The sequence below is a fragment of the Actinoplanes sp. CA-051413 genome (assembly GCF_050955795.1).
Classification (GTDB): Bacteria; Actinomycetota; Actinomycetes; order Mycobacteriales; family Micromonosporaceae; genus Actinoplanes.
Map to the genome: position 1 here is coordinate 3,226,967 of NZ_CP192100.1, position 24,168 is coordinate 3,251,134.

Genomic DNA, 24,168 nt, shown 5'->3' on the forward strand with positions numbered 1-24,168 from the left:
TCATCCGCGCAGCACCGTTCCGTCCGGCACGTGCTGCGGACAGGTCAGCGTGACGTCGCCCTCCACAACGACGTTCGCGCCGAAAGTGACGTCACCCTCGACCCGCAGCCGGGTGGCGCGGCGCAATGATGGTGGCCCCATCGCGAATCGTCGTTCGAAGTCCGGCATCAGCCGGAAATGGTCGGGGTCCAGGGTCACGACAGGCGCGGAGCCGTCGAAGGCGGGCGCCATCCGCCCGTCCCTGGCGATCTCGTAGGCATCCGACCGGACCAGGAGCAGGTCGTCGGTGGTCTTGACCGGCGCGAACCGAGCTCGGGGGGCCAGCGCCGGCCGAGCCCCGGGGATCGAGCCGATCGCGGCGCCCATCGCGGTCTCGAGCTGGATCACCGGCGTGCTCGACGGATCCTTGGGGTCGACGGTCTTGCGGTTGACGATGAGCGGGAGCTGCGGCGCCGCGGGGTCCGCCTGCTGCAGTTGCCGCAATGCGTGCAGGTCGATCCACAGATTGTTGGTGTTGTAGAACTTCCAACGCTCGACGTCGGTGAACGAGGTGTCGCCTTCGGGCACCTGGGCGGTCTCCCGTAATACGACCTGGCCGTCGCGAAGGGCGAGGTGCCCGCCCTTACGGTCGGCGGGCGTGCCCCGGACGGTCTCCATCACGAACGGGATCTGCTCGGCCGCGACCCAGGCGGCGATGCGGATGTCCACGGTCGCCCCGAGGTTGTCCGAGTTCGACACGAAGCACCAGCGCAGACCGGCGTCCAGTAACCGATCGAGGGTCCCCGAGGCCGCCAGGGCGGTGTAGAGGTCACCGTGTCCGGGCGGACACCATTCCAGCTCGGGGTCGGCCGGCCACTCCACCGGGTACAGGTCATCGGCGCGCAATTTGGGCTCACGACCTTGCCGGAAGTCCCGGGGCACACCCTGATCGCGCAGATCGTCGTAGCGATCCAGTGCCTCCAGCGACGGCCCGCGCGTGGCCACCGAGTTCATGAGGAGCAGCGGCAGTCGGGCGCCGTGGCGCTCGCGCACCGCCAGCACCTGCCTGGCGATGACGTCGAGGAAGCTCACGCCGGGTTTGACCTCGAGCAGTGACTTCGGCCCGGACAGGCCCATGCTCGTGCCGAGCCCACCGTTGAGCTTGACCACGACGAGGCGGTCGAGGACCTCGCGGGCCTGCTCTGCCGGCGGCTCAGGTAGATCCTCCAGGCTGACCACGTCTCGGAGAGGCTCGAGAGCCTCACCCGGTAGCAGCCCGGCCTGCGGCTCGCTCAGCTGCCGGAGGCGCGAGCGTAGCGCCGCCAGCTCCACCGGGTGCGCGCCGGCCTGCTGCGCCTTCAGCAACGTCGCCAGGTCATGAGCCGGAGCATTCATGTCTGCCCCTCAGGATGGGGAGTGCACCGAGATGCAATGGAAAGACCGGTGTTCCCGTACCGGCGACTTGTATAACCCCATGCGTCATTACCGACATGTGCCCTCGGCGTGATGACTGGGCATGTCTGGACCGAACAGTTCGCGTTCGTCACATCCTGCGTTGAATCCGGACGGTCGTGAGGCGCATGGCAGATCCGGCAGGTCCCATGATCACAACCCGGAAAGGCCGCCGATGGGCCGCCGCACTCGGCGGTTCGGCGCTGGCACTCGCCCTTGCCGCGTGCGGCGGCGCCGAACCGGCGCCGGGCACCCCCGCACCGGGCCCCTCCGCGCCGTCCGGTGCCGCGCCGTCCGTGGCCGGCGCCGGCTGGAGCCTGGTCTGGAGTGACGAGTTCGATGGCGCGGCCGGCGCCCGCCCCGCCAACAAGGACTGGATGTTCGCGACCGGAACCGGTTATCCGGGTGGGGCACCCCAGTGGGGCACCGGCGAGATGGAGAGGATGACCGACCAGCCCGCCAACGCGTCGCTGGACGGTGGAGGACACCTCGCCATCACGCCGCTCCGCCAGGGACCGGGGGCCGGGTCCTGGACGTCGGCGCGGTTGGAGACCCGGCGTACGGACTTCGCCGCGCCGGTGGGTGGGGCGGTCCGGCTCGAGGCGACGCTGAAGATGCCGGACGTCAGCGGGCCCGCCGCAGCCGGTTACTGGTCGGCGTTCTGGGCGCTCGGCGCCCCGGCCCGAGGGGTCGGGGCCACCAACTGGCCGCACATCGGCGAGTGGGACATCATGGAGAACGTCAACGGCCGCGACTCGGTCTGGCACACCCTGCACTGCGGCGAGCCCGTCGGGGGCCCTTGCGGTGAACCCACCGGCATCAGCAGTGGTGAGTTGCCCTGTGACAGCTGCCGGACCAACTTCCGCACCTACGCGATCGAATATCACCGCGAGGTCGCACCGGAAGAACTGCGCTGGTTCGTCGACGGGAAGAACACCTTCACCGTACGCGCGGACCGGGTCGATCCGGGCACCTGGACCGCGGCCAACGAGCACGGATTCTTCGTCATCCTCAATGTCGCCATCGGCGGCGCCTTCCCGGCGCCCTTCGGTGGCGGTCCTACCGCGGCGACGAAGCCTGGTGTGCCGATGCTGGTGGACCGGGTCGCGGTGTCCACAAGCGCCCGCACGAACTGAGGAGGTGGCGACATGGCCACCGATGGCACCATCACATCGAACGGCACCGACTCGGCCCGGGCACGCGCGGAGCCGACCTGGCGGCCGATCCAGCGGTCCACCCGGCTGGCGGTCGCCGCGGCTCTCGCGGTGACGCTCTACTACATGATCTTCCTGCTCAATCCGGCCTACCGGGGCGACGTGTGGGTGTGGGCCCTGGTCCTCTTCGCCGAGGGAGTCACGATCTTCAACGCGCTGGCGATGTGGTGGACGGTGCTCACGTTCCAGCACCGCCCCGATCCGCCCGAGGTCTACGCCTGGCGTCGTCAGTTGCTGGCCGGCGAGCTGAAGCCCACGATCGACGTCTTCATCACCGTCTACGGCGAGCCGCTGGACATCGTCCTGGTGACGATCCGGGCCGCCCGGGACATGAGCGTCGAGCACCGGGTCTGGGTGCTCGACGACGGCGACAGTGACGAGGTCCGCGCCGCCGCCGCCGCGGAGGGCGTGGGTTACCTGCGCCGTAAAGAGCACCTGCACGCCAAGGCGGGAAACATCAATGCCGCTCTGGTCCGTACCGATGGCGAGTTCGTCGTCATTCTCGACGCGGATCACGTGCCCAGCCCGGACTTCCTGGTCCGGGCCCTGCCGCACATGCAGGACCCGGGCGTCGCCTTCGTACAGACGCCGCAGGCCTTCCCGAGTGCGCGCGGCCTGGTGGCGGAGGGCACCGCCGAGTCCCAGAAGATCTTCTACGAGCTCGTGCTGCCGGGCCGCAACTCCTTCAACGCCGTCTTCTGCGTGGGCACCAACGTCATCTTCCGGCGCCGCGCGCTCGAGGAGATCGGTGGCATGTACGTCGCCAGCAACTCCGAGGACATCTGGACCTCGATCGAGCTGCAGCGACGCGGCTGGCGGTCCTGGTTCGTGCCGGAGGTCCTGGCCCGCGGACTCGCCCCGGACAGCCTGCTGTCCTACTTCAAGCAGCAGTTCCGCTGGGCGTACGGCGCCTTCGAGGTGATGCTGCGCGGCGGCCTGTTCCGCCGCGGCACCGGCCTGACCGTCGATCAGCGCTTCCAGTATCTGCTGGCGGGGGTCAACTATCTGCTGTCGCTCGCCGCGCTCATCCTGATGTGCCTGCCGGCCGCCTATCTGCTCTTCGGGCTGAGCCCGGTCCGCTCGGACATCAGCGTCTGGATCATCCATTACGCGCCCTTCTACACGCTGCTCGTCCTGGTGACGGTGATGCAGCTGGGCGGATTCAAGCCGGCCGCCGTGGTCACCAGCATCGCCGCCGCGCCGGTCCACGTGCGGGCCCTGGTGATGGCGATCTTCAAGCGCAAGGTGCGCTGGACGGTCACCAACGCCGGCCCGGCGGGTCTGCCGGGGGTGGAACTGGTGCTCCCGCACGTCGCGCTGCTGCTGCTCAACGCGGTGGCGCTGGCGGTCGGTGTCACCATGCTGCCGCTGCGCGGCACCAACATCGTCGCGGTCGGGCTCTCCGTCGTCTGGGCCGCCATCTATGTGGTCGTCCTCAGCCGCGTCGTCGCCGAGGCGGTCATCGCGCCGCACGTGATCAAGGAAAGGCTGGAACGGCGCAAGGCCGGTGCGCTGCTGGCCAGGGCGTTGCCCTGGCCGGCGCGGGCAGATGCCAATGACGACGTGATCGACGCGGCCATGGCTGAGTCCGCGGATGCCGGCGCGACGCGACGCCGGTCGAGCTGAGAGGAATCGTCATGGTGCAGCCGATCGATACCAGTTCCCCGGAATCCCGGCCCGCCCCGGCCCAGGCGCCGGCCGCTGCGTTCCAGCCGCCGCCTACTCGTCCCAAGGGCCACGGTTGGCGCAAGTGGCGGGCCCGCTTCATCGTCCTGTTGCTCCTGGCCGGCGCCGTGCTGGTCTTCATCCGGATCAGCGCGGACCGGGCGGCGGACTCGCGCCGGGTGAGCCTCGAAGAGGTGATCCTCACCGCCCAGGCGATACCGGTGGAACCGGCCCAGGCCGGCAAGGTGGTCAGCGTCGAGGTCACCGCCCGGCAACAGGTGAAGGCCGGCCAGCGGCTCGGCACCGTCGAGTTCGCCGGTGTCGACAACGACGGCGACCCGAAGATCACCAAAGCGAACCTGACCGCTCCCCGGTCCGGCATCGTCATCGACGTACCGGCCCCGGTGGGCTCCACGGTGGCGCCCAACCTGCCGTTCGTGGAGTTGTACGACCCGTCGCAGATGACCTTCGTCGCCGAGGTCCCGGTCGAGGACCTGCCCGTGATCGCACCGACCATGACGGCCAACCTACGAACGAAAGGGATGAACCGCACGGTTCACGCGACGGTCCAGCGCGTCATTCCCCAGGTGGAGCCCGTGGTTCCCCAGGCCGAGGCCACCCGATCCGCCGCCGAGGACGAGGATGAACCCGACACCTTGCCGGTCGCTCTCGTGCCGGCGAACGCCGCCGACGCGGCCGGACTGGTCCCAGGAATGCGCTTCACCGGCTACATCAACACGGTCAGCGGCCAGCCCGGCACCGCGCGGCTGGTGTCCATGCCGTGATGACTGCTTGCTCAGGCGGGGACGGCTTGCCTCAGGAGGGCCTCGGCCTTCGCCTTGAGCAGCGGTACGGACGCCACGTCTGAAGTGGACAGAAGCGTGCGCAGAAGTGTGATGGCACCGGGGGAGTCGCCACCGGCCAGCAGCGCTTCGGCCAGCCGCAGATTCGCCAGGAACACCCCGCGGGGATCGCCCGCCTCGACCATGCGCCGCAGCGCCTCGCGCGCGTCGCTCATGGCGGCGGGCAGGTCGCCACGCGCGCGTCGCAGCCGGCTGTGGTGCACGAGCAGCCAGCCGAAGCCGTGGGCGTTGTTGACCGCGTCGGTCACCTCGCGGGCCTGCGCGTACGTCGCGTCGGCCAGGTCGAGCTTCCCGAGCGAGATCGCGCAGTCCAGCTTGCGGACCAGCAGGGCACGATGGCTGTCGTTGTTCCACAGGGCCTGCGTGTGAGTCAGAGCCCGTTCCAGCAGCGGCAGTGCCTCGGCCGGCCGGTCCTGCAGGACCAGGGTGTCGGCGTGGGTGCGCAGGGCCAGCACGATGTCGTCCGGGTCGCCGGTCGCGTACGCGATCGCGGTCGCCTCCTCCGCGTGCGCGAGGGCCGGCCGTCCCTGGAACATCCGGGCGAACGCGAGGCCGGTGAGGCTGTGCACGAGTTCATGGCTCAGTCCCAGGCGGCGGAACACGGCGACCGATTCCTCGAACTCCGCGGCGGCCTCGTCGAGGCTCAGGGACAGCAGGACATCCGCCTGGCTGCTCGCCTGCCGGCTGGCCACCCGTTCGTCCCCGGCCGCCCGGGCGGCGTCTCGGACGTCGGCGCGGACCCGGACGATCTGTTCGTAGCCGCCGCGGATGGACAGCGGTGGAATGGTCAGGTCGGCCAGCAGCGCCGCCTTGTCGTAGCTGCCCAGCACGCACGCCTGCGTGATGGCGTACAGCAGCTGAGCCCGCTCGGTCTGCAGCCAAGCGCCCGGGTCGGCGGTCAGGGACGCGATGTCCACCGGCGCCGCATCGAGGTCGTCCGGCAGCGGGTCAGGCGGCAGCCCGTCCTTGCGGTCCACCCGCACGTGCACGTCATGGGCCAGAACGAGGAACGTGTCCAGCAGCCGCCGGTACGCGTCCCGGGTCACCTCTCGGTCCTCGCCGCAGGCCAGCTCCCGGGCGAAAAGCGCGACCAGATCGTGCGGCCGGTACCGCAGCTGGCCGGTCAGGTCCAGGCCGACCGGCTCCAGCAGTCCGGCCGCCATGAGCTGCTCGACGGCGCGTTCGCCGTCGCCGCCGTCGAGGACCGCGCCGAGCGTCCAGGCGGCGAACGACTCGGCGGGCAGCAGACCCATCCGGCGCAGCGCCAGCTGGACGGGGACGGCCAGCCCGCCGTAACCGACCGCCAGCTCGGAGCGGACTGCCAGCTCGCCCACGGCCAGCTCGTCGAGGCGTCGGCGTTCGTCCCGCAGCCGATCCGCCAGCGCGCGCAGCTGCACGGTGGGCCGGGGCTGGAGCCGGGCGCCGATGATGCGCACCGCGAGGGGGAGGCGGCCGCACAGATTCACCAGCTCCTCCGCTGCCGGCCGCTCGCCGGCGACGCGGTCCGGATCGAGGATCTCAGCCAGCAGCGATACCCCCTCCGCCACCGAGAACGGCTGCAGGCGGTGGTGATCGGCGGCGGGAAGCTCGTCCAGTGACCGCCGGCTGGTGATGAGGACGGCGGAGCCGGCGGTTCCGGGCAGCAGCGGTGCCACCTGTCCGGCGTCGGCGGCGTCGTCGAGCACGATCAGGACCCGGCGGTCGGCCACCCGCGCGCGGAACGTCGCCGCTCGCGCCGGCACCGAGCGCGGCTGCGCGTCCGGGAGCAGTCCGAGGGCGTACAGCAGCTCGCTGAGCACCTCGGCGACGTCCCGAGGGGCCGCTCCGCCACCACCGAGGTTGACGTAGAGCTGGCCGTCCGGGAAGCGGTCCCGTACGCGGTGCGCGACCTGCACGGCGAGCGCGGACTTGCCCACGCCGGCCACCCCGCTCAGCACCACGATCGGCAACCGGGCCGGCTCGCCGCCGGCGTCCAGTGAACCGGCGATCGTGGCCACCTGGTCTGCCCGGCCGACGAAGTCGCCGATCGCCGGGGGCAGCTGGCACAGCGCTGTCGGGTTCGGCGCGGCGCTGCCGGGGGCTTCGCCGTCGAGCGATTCTCCGAGCAGGATCGCCTGGTGCACAGCGCGCAGCTCGGACCCCGGATCCAGGCCCAGCTCGGTGCGCAGCAGGGCTGCGACGTCGCGGTAGACCTTCAGGGCCTCGGCCTGCCGGCCCGACCGGTAGAGCGCGCGCATCAGGTGCGCCCGCAGCCCTTCCTGGAACGGGTACGCCGCGACGAGCGCACGCAACTCCTCGACGACCGCCCGGTGGTGCCCGAGCGCCAGTTCCAGCGCGAACCGGCGTTCGGCCGTCTCGAGGCACCGCTCCTGCAGCTGCGGCACGTCCTCGCGATGCAGGACCGCTGATTCCACGTCGGACAGGATCGGACCACGCCACAGCGCGTTCGCCGCCCGCAACGACTCGAGCGCGGCCGCCCGGTCGCCGTGACCCAGGGCTGTCCGTGCGCTCCCCAGCAGCTCGTCGAGCTCTTGCCGGTCGCAGGAGCCCGGTGGCAGTTCGATGACGTACCCGCCGCTGCGGGTGTGGATGGCGAGGTCCGCACCCAGCTGCCGGCGCAGCCGTGCGACGTACGTCTGCAGGGCCGCGCGCGCCTCAGCCGGTGGCTCGTGGTCCCACAGCCGGTCGATCAGGACGCTGACCGGCACCACGCGGCCCGCGTGCAGCACCAGCGACGCGAGGATGATCCGGAGCTTCGCCGCCGTGATGACGACGAGCACGCCGTCCCGCCGGATCTCCAGGGTGCCCAGGATGCGGAAATGGATGACAGCCGCCACCGGCCCCCCTCAAGCGGGACCCGGGTCCGTCGGCTCCTCGAACAGGGTCAGGTGGATCGTCCCGGGCGCGTCCATCCGGGCGTTGACCGAGTCCCAGGGCGTACGCGTGGGTGGCGCGACCGGCGTGGCCCCGGCCTCGATCGCGGTGCGGGTGGCCGACTCGCAGTCCTCGACCTCGAGCGCCAGGCGGAACCGGGGTGCGACCCGTCGTCCGACCTCGACTTGGTCGATGAGCTCGATCTGTGCGGTGTTCGACAGCTCGAGGGTGGCCCGGCCCGCGTCCAGGATGGTCACTTCGGCGCCGCCGCCACCGGAGTAGGACTCCGCGACCGGCATCCCGAGGGCGTCGCGGAAGAAGGTGACCGCCTGCTCGTAGTCCTCCGCGTGCACCACGAGGCGGAGCTGGCGGACCGTCATGCCGTCGAACTCCGCAGCGCGGCCCGGTGGTGCAGCTCGCGCATGACGTCGAGCAGTTCGTCGGCCGGCCCGGAGACCGGGATGCCCGTGGTCACCGCCTCGACGGGAAGCACGCGTACGGGTCCGGGAGCGAGCCCCCAGCCGCTGCGCCACTCGGTGAGCTGCACCGCGGACACCGCATAGACGATGCGGCCGAGCCCGACCCACGCGTGGGCCGCCGCACACATCGGGCAGTGCTCACCCGAGGTGTAGACGGTGCAGCCGGGCCGGGTCGCCGCGGGCACCTCCGTGGCTGCCCATCGGGCCAGGTCGAACTCCGGGTGTCTGGTCTCGTCCCCGGCTCCGGCGCGGTTGCGTTCCTCGCGCAGCAGCTCTCCATCGGGTCCGACCAGCACGGAACCGAACGGGTCGTCGCCCGCGTCGAGCGCCTCGCGCGCCAGCTCGACGCAACGGCGCAGGTGTGCCAGGTCGATGTCGGTCAGCAATTCTGGCCCCCGTCGGCTTGAAACGGAACGGAACGTATTGCTCCTTCGGCACGCTAGCAGAGCAGCTCAACGTGATCCACTGCTAGCCTCCACTGATGGCCGAGGAACAAAACCGCAGCTCCCTGAGCGGCCGCCGGGCCGAGGCGCAGCGCAACGACGGGCGCATCCTCGACGCCGCCCGGGCGGTGTTCCTGGCCGATCCGGAAGCGCCGATCGCGAAGGTCGCCGTGCAGGCCGGGGTGGGGATCAGCGCTCTGTACCGGCGCTACCCCAGCAAGGAGCACCTCCTGCGAGCGCTGGCCGAGGACGGCCTCAACCGCTACATCGCCGATCTCGAGACAGCGCTGGCCTCCGCCGATGCGCCGTGGGACACCTACGTCGCCTGCCTGGAACGCGTCGTCGACGGTCAGAGCCAGGCCCTGGCGCAGCGGCTGGCGGGCACGTTCACCCCGACAGCCGAGCTCTCGGCTCTCGCCATGCGGGCCGGCAAGCTGGCCGAGACCCTCTTCCAGCGGGTCCGTCGTTCCGGCGAGCTCCGCGGCGACATCTCCGAAGCCGACGTCACCCTGCTGCTGGAGATGATCGCTTTCATCGAGCTCCCCGGCGCCGATGGTGGTGCCGCCCTGCGTCATCGTTACCTCGCTCTGCTCCTGCAGGCTCTGCACGCCCCGGCCGAGGCGACACTGCCGGGCCGCCCCGCGCGCCAGTCCGACCTGGCCGCCCGCTGGCGAACCGCGGGGCTCCCGGATCGCCCGCTCTAACGCGTCGGTGTGGGTTCGACCGGGACGTCGTCGTCGTAGTCCGGCGCCTGACCGTCCGGCGACGCCCAGATCACCACGACGCCACCGGCCAGCGGTGCGGTGTCGAAGATGATCCACGAGCCCGGCACCTCGGAGGCGGGAGCCTCCAGCGACTTCGGGCCGACCCGGTAGCTGGCCGTCTGCCCGTTCGCGCTCAGGAGCCGGCGCGCCTCGGACACGCGCTTGCCGACCAGAGCGTCCAGGGACTCCTTTTCCGTGGTGGTCAGGACGGGGGCATCGCCCTCGACGGATTCGCCGGGCAGCGGAGTGCGGCCGAAGACGATCCGGGCGTGCCCGCGATAGGAGAGCGGAACCCGGACGCCGACCGCGCAGTTGCCGTTGGCGGTGCAGTTCCCCGGCGCTTCCACCGGCTCGATCCCGCGGACGTCGTCCTCCTGGAAGACGACCCGGCCGACGCGCTCGGGCTCGGCGGCAGCCAGCGAGAGGTCGATGTCGAGCCCATGCGCCGCCAGCTCCTCGCGGTATCGCTGCGGATCGGCGGCCGGGTCCTGGATCCGGATCTCCAGGTACTTGTCGCCGGAGGTGATCCGGAGGGTGGCGGCTCGCGCCGGCGTCGGGCCGGTCGGGCTCGACTGGGGCAACCACAGACTGGCGGCCACCACGGCGGCGGCCAGGCCGGTCACCAGCGAGGCGCCGATGGCCAGGCGTACACCCCAGGGGCGGCGGTGCACCGATGGCGGCGTGGACATGACGCGGCGCAGCAGGTCGTCGGCGGCCGGGCCGGTCGGGTCGGCCGCGGGGTGCGGGATGTCGAGGTCCGGGGACAGCAGCTGGATCAGGCGATCGGGTTCGGTCATGGCGGGTTCGGTCATGGCGGGTCCTCTACTTCGTGATCGACGGTGACCGCAGCGCCGCGGCGAACCGGGTACGGGCGCGGTGCAGGCGGATGCGGGCGGCGTTCGCGGAGCAGTCGAGCGCCACGGCAAGCTCCTCCGCGGACAGTCCCTCCCAGGCGACCAGGCGCAGCAGCTCCTGGTCGGCCGCGTTGAGAGTGGCGAAGGCCGCCGAGATCTCGGGGGGTGCCTCGGGCGCGGTGACGATGGCGCCGCCGAGCTCATGACGCAGCCGGGCGGCCAGGTCAGCACTGCGGCGGGCCGCGCGGTACTGGTTGGCCAGCACGTTGCGGGCCACCCCGAACAACCAGGCGCGGCCGTTGCCGGGTGGCAGGTCGTCGAACCGCCGCCACGCGACCAGGAAGGTGTCCGCCACCACGTCGGCGGCCGTCTCCGGCTGACCGGTGCGGCGCAGGGCGTACCGCAGCAGATCCTCGTAACAGGCCCGGTAGAGGCGTTCGAAGTCGGCGGCATCGGATGTGCGGGCCAAGGCGGCTCCCTCAGTCGGTGATACCGGTCAGGTCCTGCCCGGCACCCCCTACATGTCTGTCGCCCCGGCACTATTTCACCGAAACTTCGCCGCCGGCTCGCGTGAGCGGGACGTCAGCGCGGCGACAGCGGGCACCCGTATGCTTCGCGCGGTCCGACATGAGCGAGGGGCGTCCGGAAGGGGAGCCGCCGTGATCCGCGTGCTGCTTGCCGAGGATGTGCGCATGCTGCGGGAGGCGCTGGTCGGCGTGCTCAACCTGGCCGACGACATCGAGGTCGTCAGTGCGGTCGAGGCCGGCGACGCCATCGTGACCACCGCGCTGCAGGTCCGCCCGGACGTGGCCGTCATCGACATCGAACTGCCCGGCCTGGACGGGATCAGCGCGGCCGCCCAGCTGCACCAGTGGCTGCCGGACTGCAAGACCCTGATCGTGACCGGCGCCGCCCGCCCGGGCAACCTGCGCCGCGCCCTCGCGGCCAAGGTGGCCGGCTTCATGGGCAAGGACGCCTCGCCGGAGGACCTGGTCGCGGCGGTGCGCACGGTGGCCGGCGGGGGCAAGGTCCTCGACCCGCAGCTGGCGTTCGCGGCCCTGGACGTGGCCGGCAACCCGCTGAGCGAGCGTGAGTGCGACGTGTTGCGGCTGACCGCGTCCGGCGCCGAACCGACCGAGGTCGCCGAGCGGCTGGGCCTGTCGTACGGGACGGTCCGCAACTACCTGGCCACGGCCGTCACCAAGCTGGGCGCCCGCAACCGGGTCGACGCGATCCGGATCGCCGGCGAGGCCGGCTGGCTGTGAGCCGGGCCGCTACCCGGCGACCGAGACCACGGCGTCGGGCAACCGCCCTTCAGGCCCACCGGTACGGATCTCGGCGACGAGGGTGAACCGGTCGCCCTGACGGTGCACCTCCAGGCGTCCGCCGGCCTCGCGCGCCCGTGACTGGAGGTTCGCCAACCCGTTGCCTGCCGTAGCTCCCGGCGATGCGGACGAGACGCCGTCGTTGGTGATCCGCAGCCGGATACCACCGGGCACCGGACGGGTCTCGATCTCGCAGGTCGTGGCCCGGGCGTGGCGCACGACGTTGGTGACCGCCTCGCGCAGGACGATAGCCAGCGGCGATTCCACCGACGGCTCGGGCCGGGCGAGCAGTTCGACCGCGACCCGGGTCCCGGCGGCCGTGAGCATCGCCCGTGCGCTCTCCACCTCGTCGGCGAACGACAGCCCGGCCGGCTCGGCCGTGACGGACCGCAGCGACCGCAACGCCTCCTCGGCGACCTGGCCCGCCTCGGCCAGTTGGACACGCGCCACGCTCGGATCGGTGCTCGCCAGCCGCCCACCGAGGTCGGCCTTGAGCGCGATCGCGGCGAGATGGAAGCCGAGCAGGTCATGGGTGTTGCGGGCGATGCGGAGCCGTTCGCGCAGCACCGCGAGCCGGGCCAGCTCCCGGCGCGCGACGACCAGTTCCTCGGCGGCGAGCGGGAGGCGGCACAGCGCGGCGACCGCGATCATGGTGAGTAGGGTCCAGGGCAGGGAGAGGGTCATCCAGAGCGCCACCGCCTGCGGCGCGGTGGCGGTGAGGTCGACTCCGCTGTGGTGCTGGGACACGAGTCCGGAAACCAGGATCAGGCCACCGGCGACGGCCCACGACCACGGCCGGCGCACATGGAACAGCACGACGCCGGCGACTGTGCCCGCGTACTGCAGCGCCGGCACGTTCTCACCCCCGACGACCGTGAGCGCGCCGAGCAGCAGAATCTGCAGGACGAGGGTCCACCGCCACCCCGGCGGAGCGCTGCCGGAGCGTGGCCGGACGTGGTGCAGTTGCAGCAGACTCAGCGGCACGACCAGAGCGATGATGCAGATCAGCCGGGGCGTGGAGACCGGTTCGAGGAAGGACCATGACGCCTGCGTCCGGGCCAGAGTGGTGACGAAGAGGTCGAGCTCGAGCACGGCCACGATCCACCACGCCAGCCAGGGGGCGGCGGCGACCGAGCGCGGGCTGCGCGCGCCGCCGGACCGATGGGCCTGGACGGGTATCCGTACGTCGATCCCGTCCGTGCTGCCCGGCCCGGACCCGGCCTGGAGCCGGCCGCCCAGCCGCTCGACCTCCTCGGCGATCCCGTCCGGAGCCGGCCGGCCGGGCTCTCCGCCGGTGCAGCTCACCCGCAGCCATGCCGAGCCGTCCAGCTCTATCCGGCAGCTCATTGGGCGTATGGCCCGCAGCGCGTCGATGACTGTGCGGCGCAGTATCGACCCCAGCAGGGCGTCGACCGGTCCGGGCAGGTCCTCGGGCACCGGCCCGGTGGTCACCTCGACGCCGGCGGCCGTGAGCACGGTACGGGCCGCGGCGACCTCAGCGGCCAGCGAACGGTCACGGTAGTCGTCGGCGACCGTCCGGACCTGGGCCAGCGCCTCCCGGGCCGCGCCGGCCACCGCTCGGGCCTCGTCGCTGTCGAGGGCGGCGTCGGTGCGCCGGCACGTCTTGATGATGGAGGTCAACCGTTCGCCGACCACCTCCCGCAGGCGGCGGGCGATCCGCAGCCGCTCATCCATCACCTCCAGCCAGGCGCCGGCGGCGCGCGTCGTGTCCAGGTCCCGGACCAGCTGACTCAGGCGCGACATGCCGAACAGCAGGAGCCCGTTGGCGACCGCCACGATGGCGGAGTACGCCACCCGCGGATAGAACACTCCGCCGTCGGCGTCCACAATGCCCGGTTGGTCGAGCATCACCCGGATCGTGAGGTCGCAGAGCACCGCGAACGCCGCCACCGCCCAGGAGTACCGACCGGCGAAGGTGAGCAGCACGGCGGCGACGACGAAGGCGCCGGACGGGTCCCACAGGGAGCCGAACACGAGATAGGGCCCGTAGACCAGCAGGACCTGGGCACCCAGCAGCGCGCCGGCGCGCAGACCGGACAGGCGGGTGAACGCGAGCCGGAGCTGCACGACGCCGGTCGCCAGGATGACGCCGGTGGCCAGCACCTGCCCGCCGGGGTCGAAGCCGGGATCGTAACCACCCCAGGGAACGACCTCGAGGATGCGGTACACGCAGTAGAGCGCGACACACAGCACGACCGGGATGGTGGCGAGCCGGATCGGCCTGGACGCGGTCACGAACCCTCCCCGACCGGTGTGCAATCTGCAGCCGAATTCGTGCGGCAGACACTACCTCGCAGCACTCGGCTCTGTGACCGTTCATGCAGGCCGAAGACGTCCACAGGGAGGCGACCGCCGTGCCCGATCCAAGCATTACTCCGTTCCGCATCGCGATACCGCAAGCCAGTCTCGACGACCTGGCCGACCGGCTCGCCCGTACCCGCTGGGCCGATGAGCTGCCCGAGAAGGAGGTCGTCGCCGGTGGCTCGGGCACCCCCGCCCCGGCCGGCTGGGAGTACGGCGTGCCGGGCTCGTACGTCCGGGACCTGGTCGAGCGCTGGCGCACCTCGTTCGACTGGCGGGCCCGCGAGGCCGAGCTGAACGAGTACCCGCAGTTCACGACCGAGATCGACGGGCAGCGGATCCACTTCGTGCACGTGCGCTCGGCCCAGCCGGACGCCGTGCCGCTCATCCTGACCCACGGGTGGCCGAACAGCTTCGTCGAGTACCTGGGCCTGGTGGGCCCGCTGACCGATCCGGCCGCGTACGGCCGTGCGGGCGCGCCGGCCTTTCACGTGGTCATCCCGTCGTTGCCCGGCTTCACCTTCTCCGGGCCCACGACCGAGCACGGCTGGAGCGCGTGGCGGACCGCCGCCGCGTGGGCCGAGCTCATGCGGCGGCTGGGCTACGACCGCTACGGCGCGCACGGCAACGACGCCGGCGCCATCGTCTCGCCGTTGCTCGGTGAGCTGGACCGCGAGCACGTCAGCGGGGTGCACGTCACGCAGATCTTCTCCTTCCCGCGCGGCGACGCGGGCGAGTTCGACGGGCTCACCGGCGAGGACTTCGGCGCCCTGCAGTTCGGCCAGGCGTTCTCCGAGCACGCCGTCCACGACCGGTCCCAGCAGGCCCAGCCGCAGACCCTGGCCCACGCCCTGGCGGACTCGCCGGCCGGACAGCTGGCCTGGAGCGGGCAGCTGTTCGGCACCGCGCTCAGCCCCGAGGACATCCTGACCAATGTGGCGCTGTACTGGTTCACCAACACCGCCGCCTCGGCGGCCCGGTTCTACTACGAGAACCACCGCGCCGCCCGCAACGCCGATCCGGCCGAGCCCACCACCGTGCCGATCGGCCTGGCTGCCTTCGCCTTCGACTTCCACGCCGTGCACCGGTTCGCCGAACGCGACCACCACACCATCGTCGCCTGGAACACCTACGACCGCGGCGGGCACTGGGCCACGCACGACGCCCCCGACCTGCTCGTCGAGGACATCCGCCAGTTCTTCGCGGCACTCACCTGACCGTCCGGCCCGACAGCCGGGAAGAACCCATCGAGAGGAACCATCCGTGACTTTCACCGTACTCACCACCGCTCTTGACGCCCTGCGCCAGGTCACCGCCGGGGCTGTCGACGCCGACCGGCTCGACGACCCGACTCCTTGCTCGGACTGGACCGTGGCCCAGGTGCTGTTCCACGCCGCCGGCGACCAGCACGCCTGGGCGTCCATCGTCGGAGCCGGCTCGCTGCCGTCCTACGACCCGTTCGATCCGCCGCGCCGGCTCGACGCCGGCGTCCAGGACACGGTCACCAAGGCGATCGAGGCGGCCACCGGTGCCTGGGCCGGTGTCGACCCGGAGGCGTCATCGGTGCGCACACCGTTGCCGCCCGTACCGGAGATGACACCGGCTCTCGCGGCTGCCGCCTGCGCTCTCGACGCCGGCGTGCACGCCTGGGACGTCGCCGTGGCGACCGGTCAGCCGACACCGCTGACCGATGCCCTGGCCGAGGAGCTGTTGCCGGCCGCGCGAGCGACGGCCGAACCGCTGCGCGGCTTCGCCTACGCACCCGCCCTGCCCGTGCAGGCCGGTGACGGCCCAGCCGCCACCCTGTTGCGCTACCTCGGCCGCGACCCGCTCTGGACACGGGCCGGCCGCTGACCGGCGCCGCCGGGGCCACCCCAGCCGGTGGCCCCGGGACGCGGTCAGCGGCGCAACGTCAGCCGGAACGCGCAGCCGTCGCCGGCCGGGCCGGGCGAGGCGAGGGTGAGCTCGCCGCCGTGGGCCAGCGCCACCTGGTTGGCGATCGGCAGGCCGAGGCCGGTGCCCGCGACGTCGGTCCGGCTGCGCCAGAAACGCCGGAACACCCCCTCCTGCTCGGCGGGCGGGATGCCGGCGCCGTGGTCGGTCACCACCACGGCGACCTCGTACGCCGTCACCTCCAAGCTGAGCTCGACCGTGCTGCCGGCCGGGGCGTACCGGACGGCGTTGTCGACCAGGTTCGTCACTGCCCGCCGTACGGTGGGTTCGTCGAATGCGCACTCCGCCGCTTCCGGGCCGGAAACGGACAGGTCGATGCTCTTCGCCGCGGCGAGCACGCCGACGTCGTCGGCGACCGCACGGACCACGGCCGTGAGGTCGGCCGGGCGGCGCGCGATCGTGCGGGCCCGGCCCCGGGCGTCCACCAGCAGCTCGTCGATGGTCGCCTGAAGGCGGGCCGCCGCCGTCGCGGTCTTTTGCAGCCCGTGCCGGTACACCTCGATCGACGGTTCGGGATGGGCCAGGAGCACCTCGGCGTTGGCCATCAGCACCGACAGCGGCGTCCGCAACTCGTGGCTGGTCTCCTCGATCAGCCGGCGCTGCGTCTCGGCCGCCTGCTCCAAGCGGGCGAGCATGTCGTCGATGCTCCCCGCGAGCCGGACCACCTCGGTAGGGCCCCGGTCGAGCCCGACGCGCCGGCTCAGATCGGTGGCCTCGATGTCCTCGGCGACGGCCCGGACCCGGTCGATGTCACGCACCGCCCGTCCGGCCAGGCCCCAGGCGAGGGCGGCGGCCACCGGTGCCAGGGCGAGCACCGTCCACGTCACCCAGGCCGACCGGTGCCCGGAGGCGCTGGTCACCAGCTCGCCGCCGCCGGCCGCCTCGGTCTCGACGTCGCTCACCACGACCACGCCGAACAGCAGAAGCGCGGGCACGTAGCCGGCCAGGAACCCCAGCACCGCGATCCGCGTACGCAGCGACCGCCAGCCCCGGCCCATCACGGCAGCAGCCGGTAGCCGGTGCTGGTGACCGTGGCGATCAGCGGCGGTTCGCCGAGCTTGCGGCGGAGCCGGCTGAGGATCACCCGTACCGACGAGGTGAACGGGTTGGCGTTGGCGTCCCAGACGTGCTCCAGCAGCGTCTCGGCCGACAGCACCTCGCCCGGGTGGTGCATGAAGTACCGCAGCAACGAGTACTCCCGCGCGGTGAGGTCGAGCGGTGTCGTGGCCCGCCAGGCCCGGTGGCCGGCGAGATCCAGCGTCAGCTCACCCACCCGCAACCTCGATCCGGCGCTGTCCTCGCGGCGGCCCAGCGCCCGCAGCCGGGCCAGCAGCTCGGCGAAGTGGAACGGCTTGACCAGGTAGTCGTCGGCGCCCGCGTCGAGCCCGGCGACGCGGTCGGCCACCGCGTCGCGGGCGGTCAGCACGAGATGACGCCGGGGCCGGCGCAGGGACGGGTCGGCCGCGGCGCGCCGGACCAGAGCGAGCCCGTCGCCGTCCGGCAGGCCCAGGTCGAGGCACACCACGTCGTACGCCGTGGTGTCGAGCAGCTCCTCAGCGGCCGCGTAGGTCCCGGCCACGTCCACCGCGTACGCCTCGTTGCGCAGACCCAGCGCGACGATCTCGGCCAGGTCCGGGTCGTCCTCGACCAGCAGGACGCGCATGGCACATTCCCCTTCCGCAGGCAGCTTTGCGATGTCATCGGGACCGGCGCGCGGTTGTCGTCCCGGCCGGCCCGGAGACGGTCACCTTGCCGCCGGCGAAGTCGAGGGTCACGTCCGGGCCGGTTCCGGTCGGATCGTCCGGGCGGTACCTGTTCGTGCCGACCGGCACCAGCGGCAGGGCCGGCGGCTGGGTCGGCAGCTCCGCCCCCGCGATGCTGCTGTGCTCGTCGACCGCGTACCAGCCGAGGCGCGGACCGTCGCGGGTGGTCAGCGTGACGTACGTGCGCATCTCGCTTTCGGCGACGACAGTGCCACCCGCGGCCACCGCGGAGATCGGTCCGGACTCGGCTTCTACGCCTGCGCGCTCCTCGCGTCCCTCGTCGGTCCGGCCGGCGAGCATGGAGAGCACGCGCTTCTCATGCTCGCGCAGGTCGTCGGCGGAGAAGCGGCCACGCGGCGGGAACAGCGCACCCACCGCGTCGGCACCGGAGGCCGAGATCCTCGGCCGGTTGCCGGCCACGGTCACCTCGAACGATCCTCCCGTCTCCAGCCGGTACCTCCCGACGATCGCGGCCGGGTCCGCACCTCCGGCCGGCGCGGTCGGCGTCGGCAGGGGATTGCCGGCCACCAGCGACGGTACCGTCGCGGCCAGCAGCTTTTCGGCCGTGAGCACCGATCGGTTGGACGACATGACGATCACCTGGTCCCGTTCGGGGATCCAGAGAACCGCCACGTTGTGGCCGACGTCGCCGCCACCGCCGGCGATGGCCACGATCGGCCTGCCGTACGCCGTGGCGTCGAACGCCATCCAGCCGCCCAGCGTGTACGACCGGCCGTCGCCCACCGGATACCCCGGATCTCCGGCGAGCTTCGCCGACCCGGGCGTGACCAGCCCACCGCGGAACAGCGCGCGGGCCCAGGTGGCCAGTTCCCGGGTGGTCATCGCCAGCGACCCGTTGCCCTCCGTCGTCCAGTACGGACCGGCGAAGTCGCGGGACCGGCTCGGTTTGCCGTCATCGAGGTACCCGGCCGCGAAGGGCCCGGCGGGTGCCGGTCTGCCCTGCCAGAAGCCGCCGGTGACTGCACCGCCGGGCAGCGTGAGGACCTGCGTACGGGTGTAGTCGCGGTACGACAGGCCCGACACAGTGTCGATGATGATCGCCAACAGCGTGTACCCGGCGTTGGAATAGGCGTCGCTCGTGCCGGGTGGGAACGCGAGCTTCAGCTTGTTGATCGCGGCGATGGCGCCGGCCCGGTCCAGCGGTTGGTCGTCGGCGCCGATCGAACCGCTGATCCCGCTGGTGTGCAGGAGCAGCTGGCGTACCGTCGCCTTGGCCACCGGCCCGACGATCGCCGGAACCAGCTCGCCGGCCCGGTCGTCGAGGGACAGCTTCCCGGCCTCGGCGAGCTTGAGGATCGCGGTGGCGGTGAACGCCTTGCTGACCGATCCGATGCTGTACACCGTGTCGGCGGTGTTCCGGGCGCCGGTGGCGTCGTCGGCCGTACCGTAACCGGCGAGGCACTCGAACCGGCCACCGGTCGAGACGGCGACGGCGCCGCTGAACCCGGCCCGCGCCCACGCGCTGAACGCCGCCTCCAGCTTGCCGTCACATTGCGGGGCCGGAGCCGGGTCTTCAGCGGTGCAGCTTGCCGTCACGGCCAGCACCAGCACCAAGGAAAGCCATCGCCTGTTCATGCCGCGACGGTAGGAGCGGGGCTGAGAACGTGATGTAAACGGAGTTGTGGGGAAGGTCGAGGCATGCCGGACGAGCTGGCGCCACCACACCGACACGCCACGTCGCTGGGACACGAGCTGAGGCTGGGACCGGTCGCCGGGCTCTTCGTGCGGGAGACCGAGGGACCGGCCCAGATGGCCCTCGGGACGCTGCTGATCGGGCTCATCCTCTCGCTGTGCCTGGTACCGATCGGAGTGGGGGAGACCCGGGTCGCTCCGCTGTGGGTCGCGTGGGTGACAGTCGCCGGGCTGGTGGTCCGCTTACGAGTTCCCCGTGCTGGCCGACGCGTTGGACGCTTCCGCCGTTCAGCCTCTCGCCCGCCGCGCCCGGCACGCCCTCGCCGCCGGGCAGCCGCTGGTCTTCGGCAAGGTGACCATCGATCGGGGTGGCCTCACGTACGCGAAGAAGGCACCCGTTCGCTGGGACGAGGTCGTCGGCTGGAAGCTCGATGACGGGCGGCTCATCCTCGAGCGGGCGGCGGGCCGGCCCAGGCGGCTCGTCATCCCGACGACGCAGGTCGAGGACGGCTGGATCCTGACCCACCTGCTGGCCGACCGGCTGCCGGCGACGGAACGCTAGCGGCGCCTGGTCTGGAACGCGACCACTGCCACCGTGATGAAGGTGACGGCGGCGAGCGTGGCCAGAGCCGGCCATCCGGCGCCCAGCCAGGCCAGCGGGGCTACGAGTACGGCCGCCGTCGGCAGCGCCGGATCGAACTTGCCGGTGGTACGCCACCGGAAGGCCGCCTGGGCGAGCAGGTGCAGAACCAGGCCACCCACGAGCGCGACCAGCGCAACGCCCTTGAGGGGGTCGCTCAGCGAGTGCGCCTCCTCGTCTCCCACGTACTCGAGGGCCTTCTTCAGACCCAGCGCGAGCAGCACGATCCCGGCCACGAGCGGAAGGTGCAGGAAGCTGTAGGCGTCGCGGGCCAGCCCGGCGCGCCGATCCTCGGCCGCCGTGGCGAGAGCGTGCTCACCGGCGGCCGAGCTGACGTCGAAGTACGCCCACCAGAGCGCACCGGCCAGGGCCAGGCCCAGGGTGGAGGCGACCACGATCGGCCAGGAGATCGGCAGCCGGGCGACACCGACACCGATCGCCACGATCGACTCGCCCAGCGCGATGATGACGATGAGCCCGTGCCGTTCGGCGAAGTGACCGGCGGAACGGACCCGCCATCCGCGCGCCCCGCCGAAGTACGTCCCGGCATAGTCGACGGTCAGCGCGGCCACCCACAGCCAGATGCGCGCTGTGCCGTCGGTTGCGGCGGCGGCCAGCAGCAGCGCCGTGCCGCCCAGCATCGCGGGCGTGAACCGCAACAGCTGATTGCGGAGCCCGGCGTCGCCGCGCGACAGCACGTAGAACAACAGCAGGTGCAGTGCCCGGAAGACGAAGTAGCACACCGCCACGACGACCGGGCCGGAGAGCCCGCCCGGGGCGTCGTCGAACGCCTCGGGGATGGTCAGGGCCAGGACGAACATCGCCGCCATCGCCGCGAACAGGCCGATCCGCGCGATCCCCCGGTCGGCGCGGACCAGATTGGCCAGCCACGCGTAGCCGGTCCAGCTCCACCACAGCAGGGCGACGACGAGCAGGCCGCGGAGCAGGCCGACCCCGCTCAGCTGCACTGCCATGGTGGCGGTGACCTGGGTCAGCGCGAAGACGAAAACCAGGTCGAAGAAGAGCTCGAGCGGAGTGACGGATCCGGTCTCCGGCATCTTCTCGGCGTCGAGCCGGATGCCCCGGCGGGGACGTGCCGGCTCGCCGGCAGAGTCCTGATCTTGGCTCACTGCGCCCCTCCTCGGGATCGGCTCGGCGTGCGCTGCCGCAGACATGTAATCATGTAATCGCCAATCAGGATGCCCCGTGCCAGGGGAACGTGGCCGGGCGGGAAGCTTTCAGCCGGTCTTCGACCGTCTCGGCCAGACGCTCCGCGAGGCGGACACAAATGCCGGCTGGCTCACGGTGGACCGTCGGGTGCGCTACGACGTGCCGAGCGAGGTTGTGCTCGTGCGCCGTTCGACCGGCCGGCCGCGACCGCTCTGGGCGTTGCTGGTTCTTGTGCCGCTCGGGCACGTCGGCGACGAGCGGATCGATCCGGAGGTGACGTGGACAGATTGACGTGGAGCACACCGTTCGGGTGAGGAGCACCGCGCGTCTGTGAGCCCGAGGTTGATCAGGGGAGCCGCGAGGCCGCGGGCACGATGGTGGCGAGGAGCGACATCACGGTTTCGGTGATCGTGGCCAGGTCCGTATCGTCGCCCGCCAGCCATCGCCGGTAGGCCGTACGGAAGACCTGGACCCCCACGTTCGCCGCGAGTTCGGCGGTGTCGGGGTCGGTTCCGCGCCGGCCGAGGGCATCGCTGAACCCGGCGGCCATCTGCTGCTGTTTGATCAGCTCCCGCTCCAGCAGGTGAGCGTTCGAGGCGATCAGCGCGTTCCGCTGGTGCTGGACCTCTCGTGATCCGAGTTTCTCCCAGTCGAAACCGGCCAAGGTCCGGATCACCGCCTGGAGCGGATCCGAGACGTCGGCCGCCTGGAAGAGCTCCTGGACCAGTGCCTCGTTGAGCCCGTCCGCCTCGGCGAAGAGGACCTCTTCCTTGTCCGGGAAGTACCGGAAGAAGGTCCGGGTGGTGACGCGGGCCCGGGCCGCGATCTGGACGGCGGTGGTGTCCTCGAACCCTTGCTCGTCGAACAGTTCCATGGCGGCCTGCTTCAGCCGCTCCTCACTACCGTGTTCCCACCGGGGCATGGCGCCAAGATACCTGCCCCGATGACTCGTCGTGACAACGGCGGGCCGTTCCACGGCTGCGCCGTGCGCCCCCAGCGCGCCGCCATGGACGGCGCGGTATCGGGTCGCCGGCTCTTGTGATCAGGCCGCGGCGGACGGCAGCGGGAACAGCGCCAGCGGTACGTGGTGCTGGCCGGCGTGGATGTCGCGGTCGCGCAGGCTGCCCTGGACCACCGGCCGGGGGAAGGAGATCTTCACGACGTTCAGCTCGGGGATCCGGAAGATCTGGATGGTCTCCGCCGCGACGTCGTAGAGGCGGGCGACGACCGCCGCGTCCAGGTACGCGGGATCGGCCACCGTGGCGTAGCCGGTGGCGTCGCGCATGAACAATTCCATGGTGACCCAGAACGGTCCGGCGTTCTTCGAGCGGACCTCCCGGGCCAGGTCGGCGATCGTCCGGGGGCGGGCGGGCTCAGACATCGCGGTCCTCCGGCGGGTTGATGCGGAACAGGCTGGTGGGGGAGTCCACGTCCACGACGTGGTTGAGGACGAACTCGTACGCCGCCCCGCGCTCGGTCTCGGCCGGTGAGGTGGCGAAGGCGAGGCTGGGCAGGTAGTCCATGTCCGGGGTGGGCAGGTGCAGCAGCAGCGGGTTGGCGATCTTCGCGACGGCCGTGGCTGTCTGCTGGTCCGCGGCGTTGACCAGGAGCATCACGCCGACCTCGCGGGGCGGACCGGTGTCCGGGTCGAGAGCTTCCAGGACGGCGTCGTAGCCGTAGAGGCGGATGTCGAAGGCGTACTCGTCGGGGCTCAGCTTGAGGGTCTGCCCGACCCATTCGGTGATCATCCGGCGCAGCAGCGCGGCCCAGGTGGTGATCTGGCCGAGGATGTGCGGGTCGCGGATGGCGGTGAACGACATCGTCTCGTACCCGGTGATCCGGGCGCCCTCCAGTTTGATGGTGTGCTGCTCGGCGGGTTCGAAGCGGGAGCCCTCGACGCGGACGCGCCGGTCGTCCAGGGCCCGGTAGGTGGCCTCAGAGACGTTGATGGTGCCGGCCGGCTCCCGCATGGAGTACGGGTTGACCGTCTCGTAGAGCATGTGCGCCGACACCGAGGTGGGTGTGCAGGCCACCGCCGGGTCGAGCGGTTCGATGGTGAAGCCGGTGGCGTCGATGGTGGCCAGGACGCCGCCGGAGCGCGGGTTGGTGGTGCACTGCCCGCCGCATTCGACGATCTTGGCGGCGTGCCAGGTGGGGCCGGCCGGCATGCCCGCCATGAGCGGATAGGCGGCGGCGACCGCGGTGTCGGTGGCCCGCCCGGCCAGGACGACGTCGGCGCCGGCGGCCAGCGCCTCGACGATCGGTTCGTGGCCCATCATCCCGACGATGTGCCGGCAGCTCTCCAGGGTCGCCGGGTCGAGCTCGCCGGCCGGCGGCAGCGGGTGCACCCGGCCGGCGTCGAGGTGTTCCTTGAGGTCGGCGGCCTGCTGTTCGCTGTAGATGGTGGCCACCCGCAGGTTCAGCCCTTCCTCGGCCAGGATGTCGCGGGTGATGCCGGCGACCCAGTCGACGCCGGAGTCGGTGCCGCTGGTGCCGCAGGAGCCGACGATCAGCGGGATGCCGGCGGTCGCCGCCGCGCGCAGCAGCAGGCGCAGGTCGCGGGCGACGGCCGCGGCGGCGGTCTTGGCGGTGCCGGAGCCGAGATAGTACGGGCCGGAGTCGGTCGAGCCGCCGTCGACGGTGATGACGTCGGCGCCGAGGTCCAGACCGCGGGTGATGGTCTCGGGCGGGAAGCCGCCGCCGAGCATGCCGCTGGGCGCCAGCACGCGTACGGAATCACGGGTTTCAGTCATGG

The 24,168-nt window shown here is 71.7% G+C and carries 23 protein-coding genes; 9 read left to right on the plus strand and 14 right to left on the minus strand.

The genetic code is table 11. The features are described 5' to 3' along the window. Positions 1–1,374, minus strand: a complete 1,374-nt coding sequence (locus ACQP2Y_RS15280; RefSeq protein ID WP_433728577.1) for a UTP--glucose-1-phosphate uridylyltransferase — start codon at positions 1,372–1,374, stop codon at positions 1–3. A 206-nt stretch (positions 1,375–1,580) separates the two neighbouring features. Here ACQP2Y_RS15280 and ACQP2Y_RS15285 point away from each other — a divergent pair, with 206 nt between their 5' ends. The 3 genes from ACQP2Y_RS15285 to ACQP2Y_RS15295 are packed head-to-tail and all read left to right on the plus strand — an operon-like array spanning position 1,581 to position 5,095. Further along, positions 1,581–2,567 (plus strand): 1,3-beta-glucanase, encoded by a 987-nt coding sequence (locus ACQP2Y_RS15285; protein WP_433728579.1) that lies wholly within the window; start codon positions 1,581–1,583, stop codon positions 2,565–2,567. A 12-nt stretch (positions 2,568–2,579) separates the two neighbouring features. After that, the gene (locus tag ACQP2Y_RS15290) at positions 2,580–4,271 is read left to right on the plus strand and encodes a glycosyltransferase family 2 protein (RefSeq protein WP_433728581.1); all 1,692 of its coding nucleotides are present in this window, start codon (positions 2,580–2,582) and stop codon (positions 4,269–4,271) included. An 11-nt stretch (positions 4,272–4,282) separates the two neighbouring features. Next, a complete protein-coding gene (locus ACQP2Y_RS15295) occupies positions 4,283–5,095 on the plus strand; it encodes an HlyD family efflux transporter periplasmic adaptor subunit (protein WP_433728583.1) in 813 nt (270 codons plus the stop codon). 11 nt (positions 5,096–5,106) lie between these two features. Here the strand turns inward: ACQP2Y_RS15295 and ACQP2Y_RS15300 are convergent, their stop codons facing one another. The 3 genes from ACQP2Y_RS15300 to ACQP2Y_RS15310 are packed head-to-tail and all read right to left on the minus strand — an operon-like array spanning position 5,107 to position 8,912. After that, the gene (locus ACQP2Y_RS15300; protein ID WP_433728585.1) at positions 5,107–8,010 is read right to left on the minus strand and encodes a BTAD domain-containing putative transcriptional regulator; all 2,904 of its coding nucleotides are present in this window, start codon (positions 8,008–8,010) and stop codon (positions 5,107–5,109) included. 9 nt (positions 8,011–8,019) lie between these two features. After that, entirely contained in the window at positions 8,020–8,427 is a 408-nt protein-coding gene (locus ACQP2Y_RS15305; protein WP_433728587.1) for a VOC family protein, read from the minus strand. Next, entirely contained in the window at positions 8,424–8,912 is a 489-nt protein-coding gene (locus ACQP2Y_RS15310) for a nucleoside deaminase (RefSeq protein WP_433728589.1), read from the minus strand. The genes ACQP2Y_RS15305 and ACQP2Y_RS15310 overlap by 4 nt, the downstream gene beginning before the upstream one ends. A 95-nt stretch (positions 8,913–9,007) precedes the next feature. On the opposite strand from ACQP2Y_RS15310, the gene ACQP2Y_RS15315 reads away from it, so the two are divergent. Continuing rightward, positions 9,008–9,673 (plus strand): TetR/AcrR family transcriptional regulator, encoded by a 666-nt coding sequence (locus ACQP2Y_RS15315; protein WP_433728591.1) that lies wholly within the window; start codon positions 9,008–9,010, stop codon positions 9,671–9,673. Here the strand turns inward: ACQP2Y_RS15315 and ACQP2Y_RS15320 are convergent. Further along, the gene (locus ACQP2Y_RS15320) at positions 9,670–10,545 is read right to left on the minus strand and encodes a hypothetical protein (protein ID WP_433728593.1); all 876 of its coding nucleotides are present in this window, start codon (positions 10,543–10,545) and stop codon (positions 9,670–9,672) included. The two genes, ACQP2Y_RS15315 and ACQP2Y_RS15320, sit on opposite strands and share 4 nt — an antisense overlap. A 10-nt stretch (positions 10,546–10,555) precedes the next feature. Continuing rightward, entirely contained in the window at positions 10,556–11,056 is a 501-nt protein-coding gene (locus ACQP2Y_RS15325; RefSeq protein WP_433728595.1) for an RNA polymerase sigma factor, read from the minus strand. Between the two features lie 190 nt (positions 11,057–11,246). On the opposite strand from ACQP2Y_RS15325, the gene ACQP2Y_RS15330 reads away from it, so the two are divergent. Next, entirely contained in the window at positions 11,247–11,852 is a 606-nt protein-coding gene (locus tag ACQP2Y_RS15330) for a response regulator transcription factor (RefSeq protein ID WP_433728597.1), read from the plus strand. Positions 11,853–11,861: 9 nt separating this feature from the next. Here ACQP2Y_RS15330 and ACQP2Y_RS15335 read toward each other — a convergent pair whose 3' ends face one another. After that, positions 11,862–14,168 carry a sensor histidine kinase gene (locus ACQP2Y_RS15335; protein ID WP_433728599.1) on the minus strand — a complete coding sequence of 769 codons (2,307 nt, stop codon included), beginning with the start codon at positions 14,166–14,168 and terminating at the stop codon, positions 11,862–11,864. A gap of 119 nt (positions 14,169–14,287) precedes the next feature. On the opposite strand from ACQP2Y_RS15335, the gene ACQP2Y_RS15340 reads away from it, so the two are divergent. Next, positions 14,288–15,451 carry an epoxide hydrolase family protein gene (locus ACQP2Y_RS15340; protein ID WP_433728601.1) on the plus strand — a complete coding sequence of 388 codons (1,164 nt, stop codon included), beginning with the start codon at positions 14,288–14,290 and terminating at the stop codon, positions 15,449–15,451. Positions 15,452–15,497: 46 nt separating this feature from the next. Then, positions 15,498–16,088: a TIGR03086 family metal-binding protein gene (locus ACQP2Y_RS15345; protein ID WP_433728603.1), complete on the plus strand. Its 591-nt coding sequence runs from the start codon at positions 15,498–15,500 to the stop codon at positions 16,086–16,088. Positions 16,089–16,132: 44 nt separating this feature from the next. Here the strand turns inward: ACQP2Y_RS15345 and ACQP2Y_RS15350 are convergent, their stop codons facing one another. Genes ACQP2Y_RS15350 through ACQP2Y_RS15360 form a run of 3 tightly spaced genes read right to left on the minus strand, consistent with a single transcriptional unit; the run spans position 16,133 to position 19,546 of the window. Then, positions 16,133–17,185 (minus strand): HAMP domain-containing sensor histidine kinase, encoded by a 1,053-nt coding sequence (locus ACQP2Y_RS15350; RefSeq protein ID WP_433728605.1) that lies wholly within the window; start codon positions 17,183–17,185, stop codon positions 16,133–16,135. Then, positions 17,185–17,850 carry a response regulator transcription factor gene (locus tag ACQP2Y_RS15355; protein ID WP_433728607.1) on the minus strand — a complete coding sequence of 222 codons (666 nt, stop codon included), beginning with the start codon at positions 17,848–17,850 and terminating at the stop codon, positions 17,185–17,187. The genes ACQP2Y_RS15350 and ACQP2Y_RS15355 overlap by 1 nt, the downstream gene beginning before the upstream one ends. 34 nt (positions 17,851–17,884) lie before the next feature. Beyond that, positions 17,885–19,546 carry a serine hydrolase domain-containing protein gene (locus ACQP2Y_RS15360; RefSeq protein ID WP_433728609.1) on the minus strand — a complete coding sequence of 554 codons (1,662 nt, stop codon included), beginning with the start codon at positions 19,544–19,546 and terminating at the stop codon, positions 17,885–17,887. Positions 19,547–19,859: 313 nt separating this feature from the next. On the opposite strand from ACQP2Y_RS15360, the gene ACQP2Y_RS15365 reads away from it, so the two are divergent. Next, positions 19,860–20,165 carry a hypothetical protein gene (locus ACQP2Y_RS15365; RefSeq protein WP_433728611.1) on the plus strand — a complete coding sequence of 102 codons (306 nt, stop codon included), beginning with the start codon at positions 19,860–19,862 and terminating at the stop codon, positions 20,163–20,165. On the opposite strand, the gene ACQP2Y_RS15370 is transcribed toward ACQP2Y_RS15365, so the two are convergent. Then, positions 20,162–21,373: a low temperature requirement protein A gene (locus ACQP2Y_RS15370; protein WP_433728613.1), complete on the minus strand. Its 1,212-nt coding sequence runs from the start codon at positions 21,371–21,373 to the stop codon at positions 20,162–20,164. The genes ACQP2Y_RS15365 and ACQP2Y_RS15370 overlap by 4 nt on opposite strands. A gap of 76 nt (positions 21,374–21,449) precedes the next feature. Here ACQP2Y_RS15370 and ACQP2Y_RS15375 point away from each other — a divergent pair, with 76 nt between their 5' ends. Next, positions 21,450–21,704, plus strand: coding sequence for a hypothetical protein (locus ACQP2Y_RS15375; RefSeq protein ID WP_433728615.1), 255 nt, complete (start codon positions 21,450–21,452; stop codon positions 21,702–21,704). Positions 21,705–21,759: 55 nt separating this feature from the next. On the opposite strand, the gene ACQP2Y_RS15380 is transcribed toward ACQP2Y_RS15375, so the two are convergent. The 3 genes from ACQP2Y_RS15380 to ACQP2Y_RS15390 form a co-directional block, all read right to left on the minus strand. After that, positions 21,760–22,335, minus strand: coding sequence for a TetR family transcriptional regulator (locus ACQP2Y_RS15380; RefSeq protein ID WP_433728617.1), 576 nt, complete (start codon positions 22,333–22,335; stop codon positions 21,760–21,762). Positions 22,336–22,455: 120 nt separating this feature from the next. Continuing rightward, positions 22,456–22,794, minus strand: coding sequence for a DUF4387 domain-containing protein (locus ACQP2Y_RS15385; protein WP_433728620.1), 339 nt, complete (start codon positions 22,792–22,794; stop codon positions 22,456–22,458). Beyond that, positions 22,787–24,166, minus strand: coding sequence for an acyclic terpene utilization AtuA family protein (locus ACQP2Y_RS15390; RefSeq protein WP_433728622.1), 1,380 nt, complete (start codon positions 24,164–24,166; stop codon positions 22,787–22,789). Before ACQP2Y_RS15390 ends, ACQP2Y_RS15385 begins: the two co-directional genes overlap by 8 nt. Positions 24,167–24,168 lie beyond the last annotated feature (2 nt).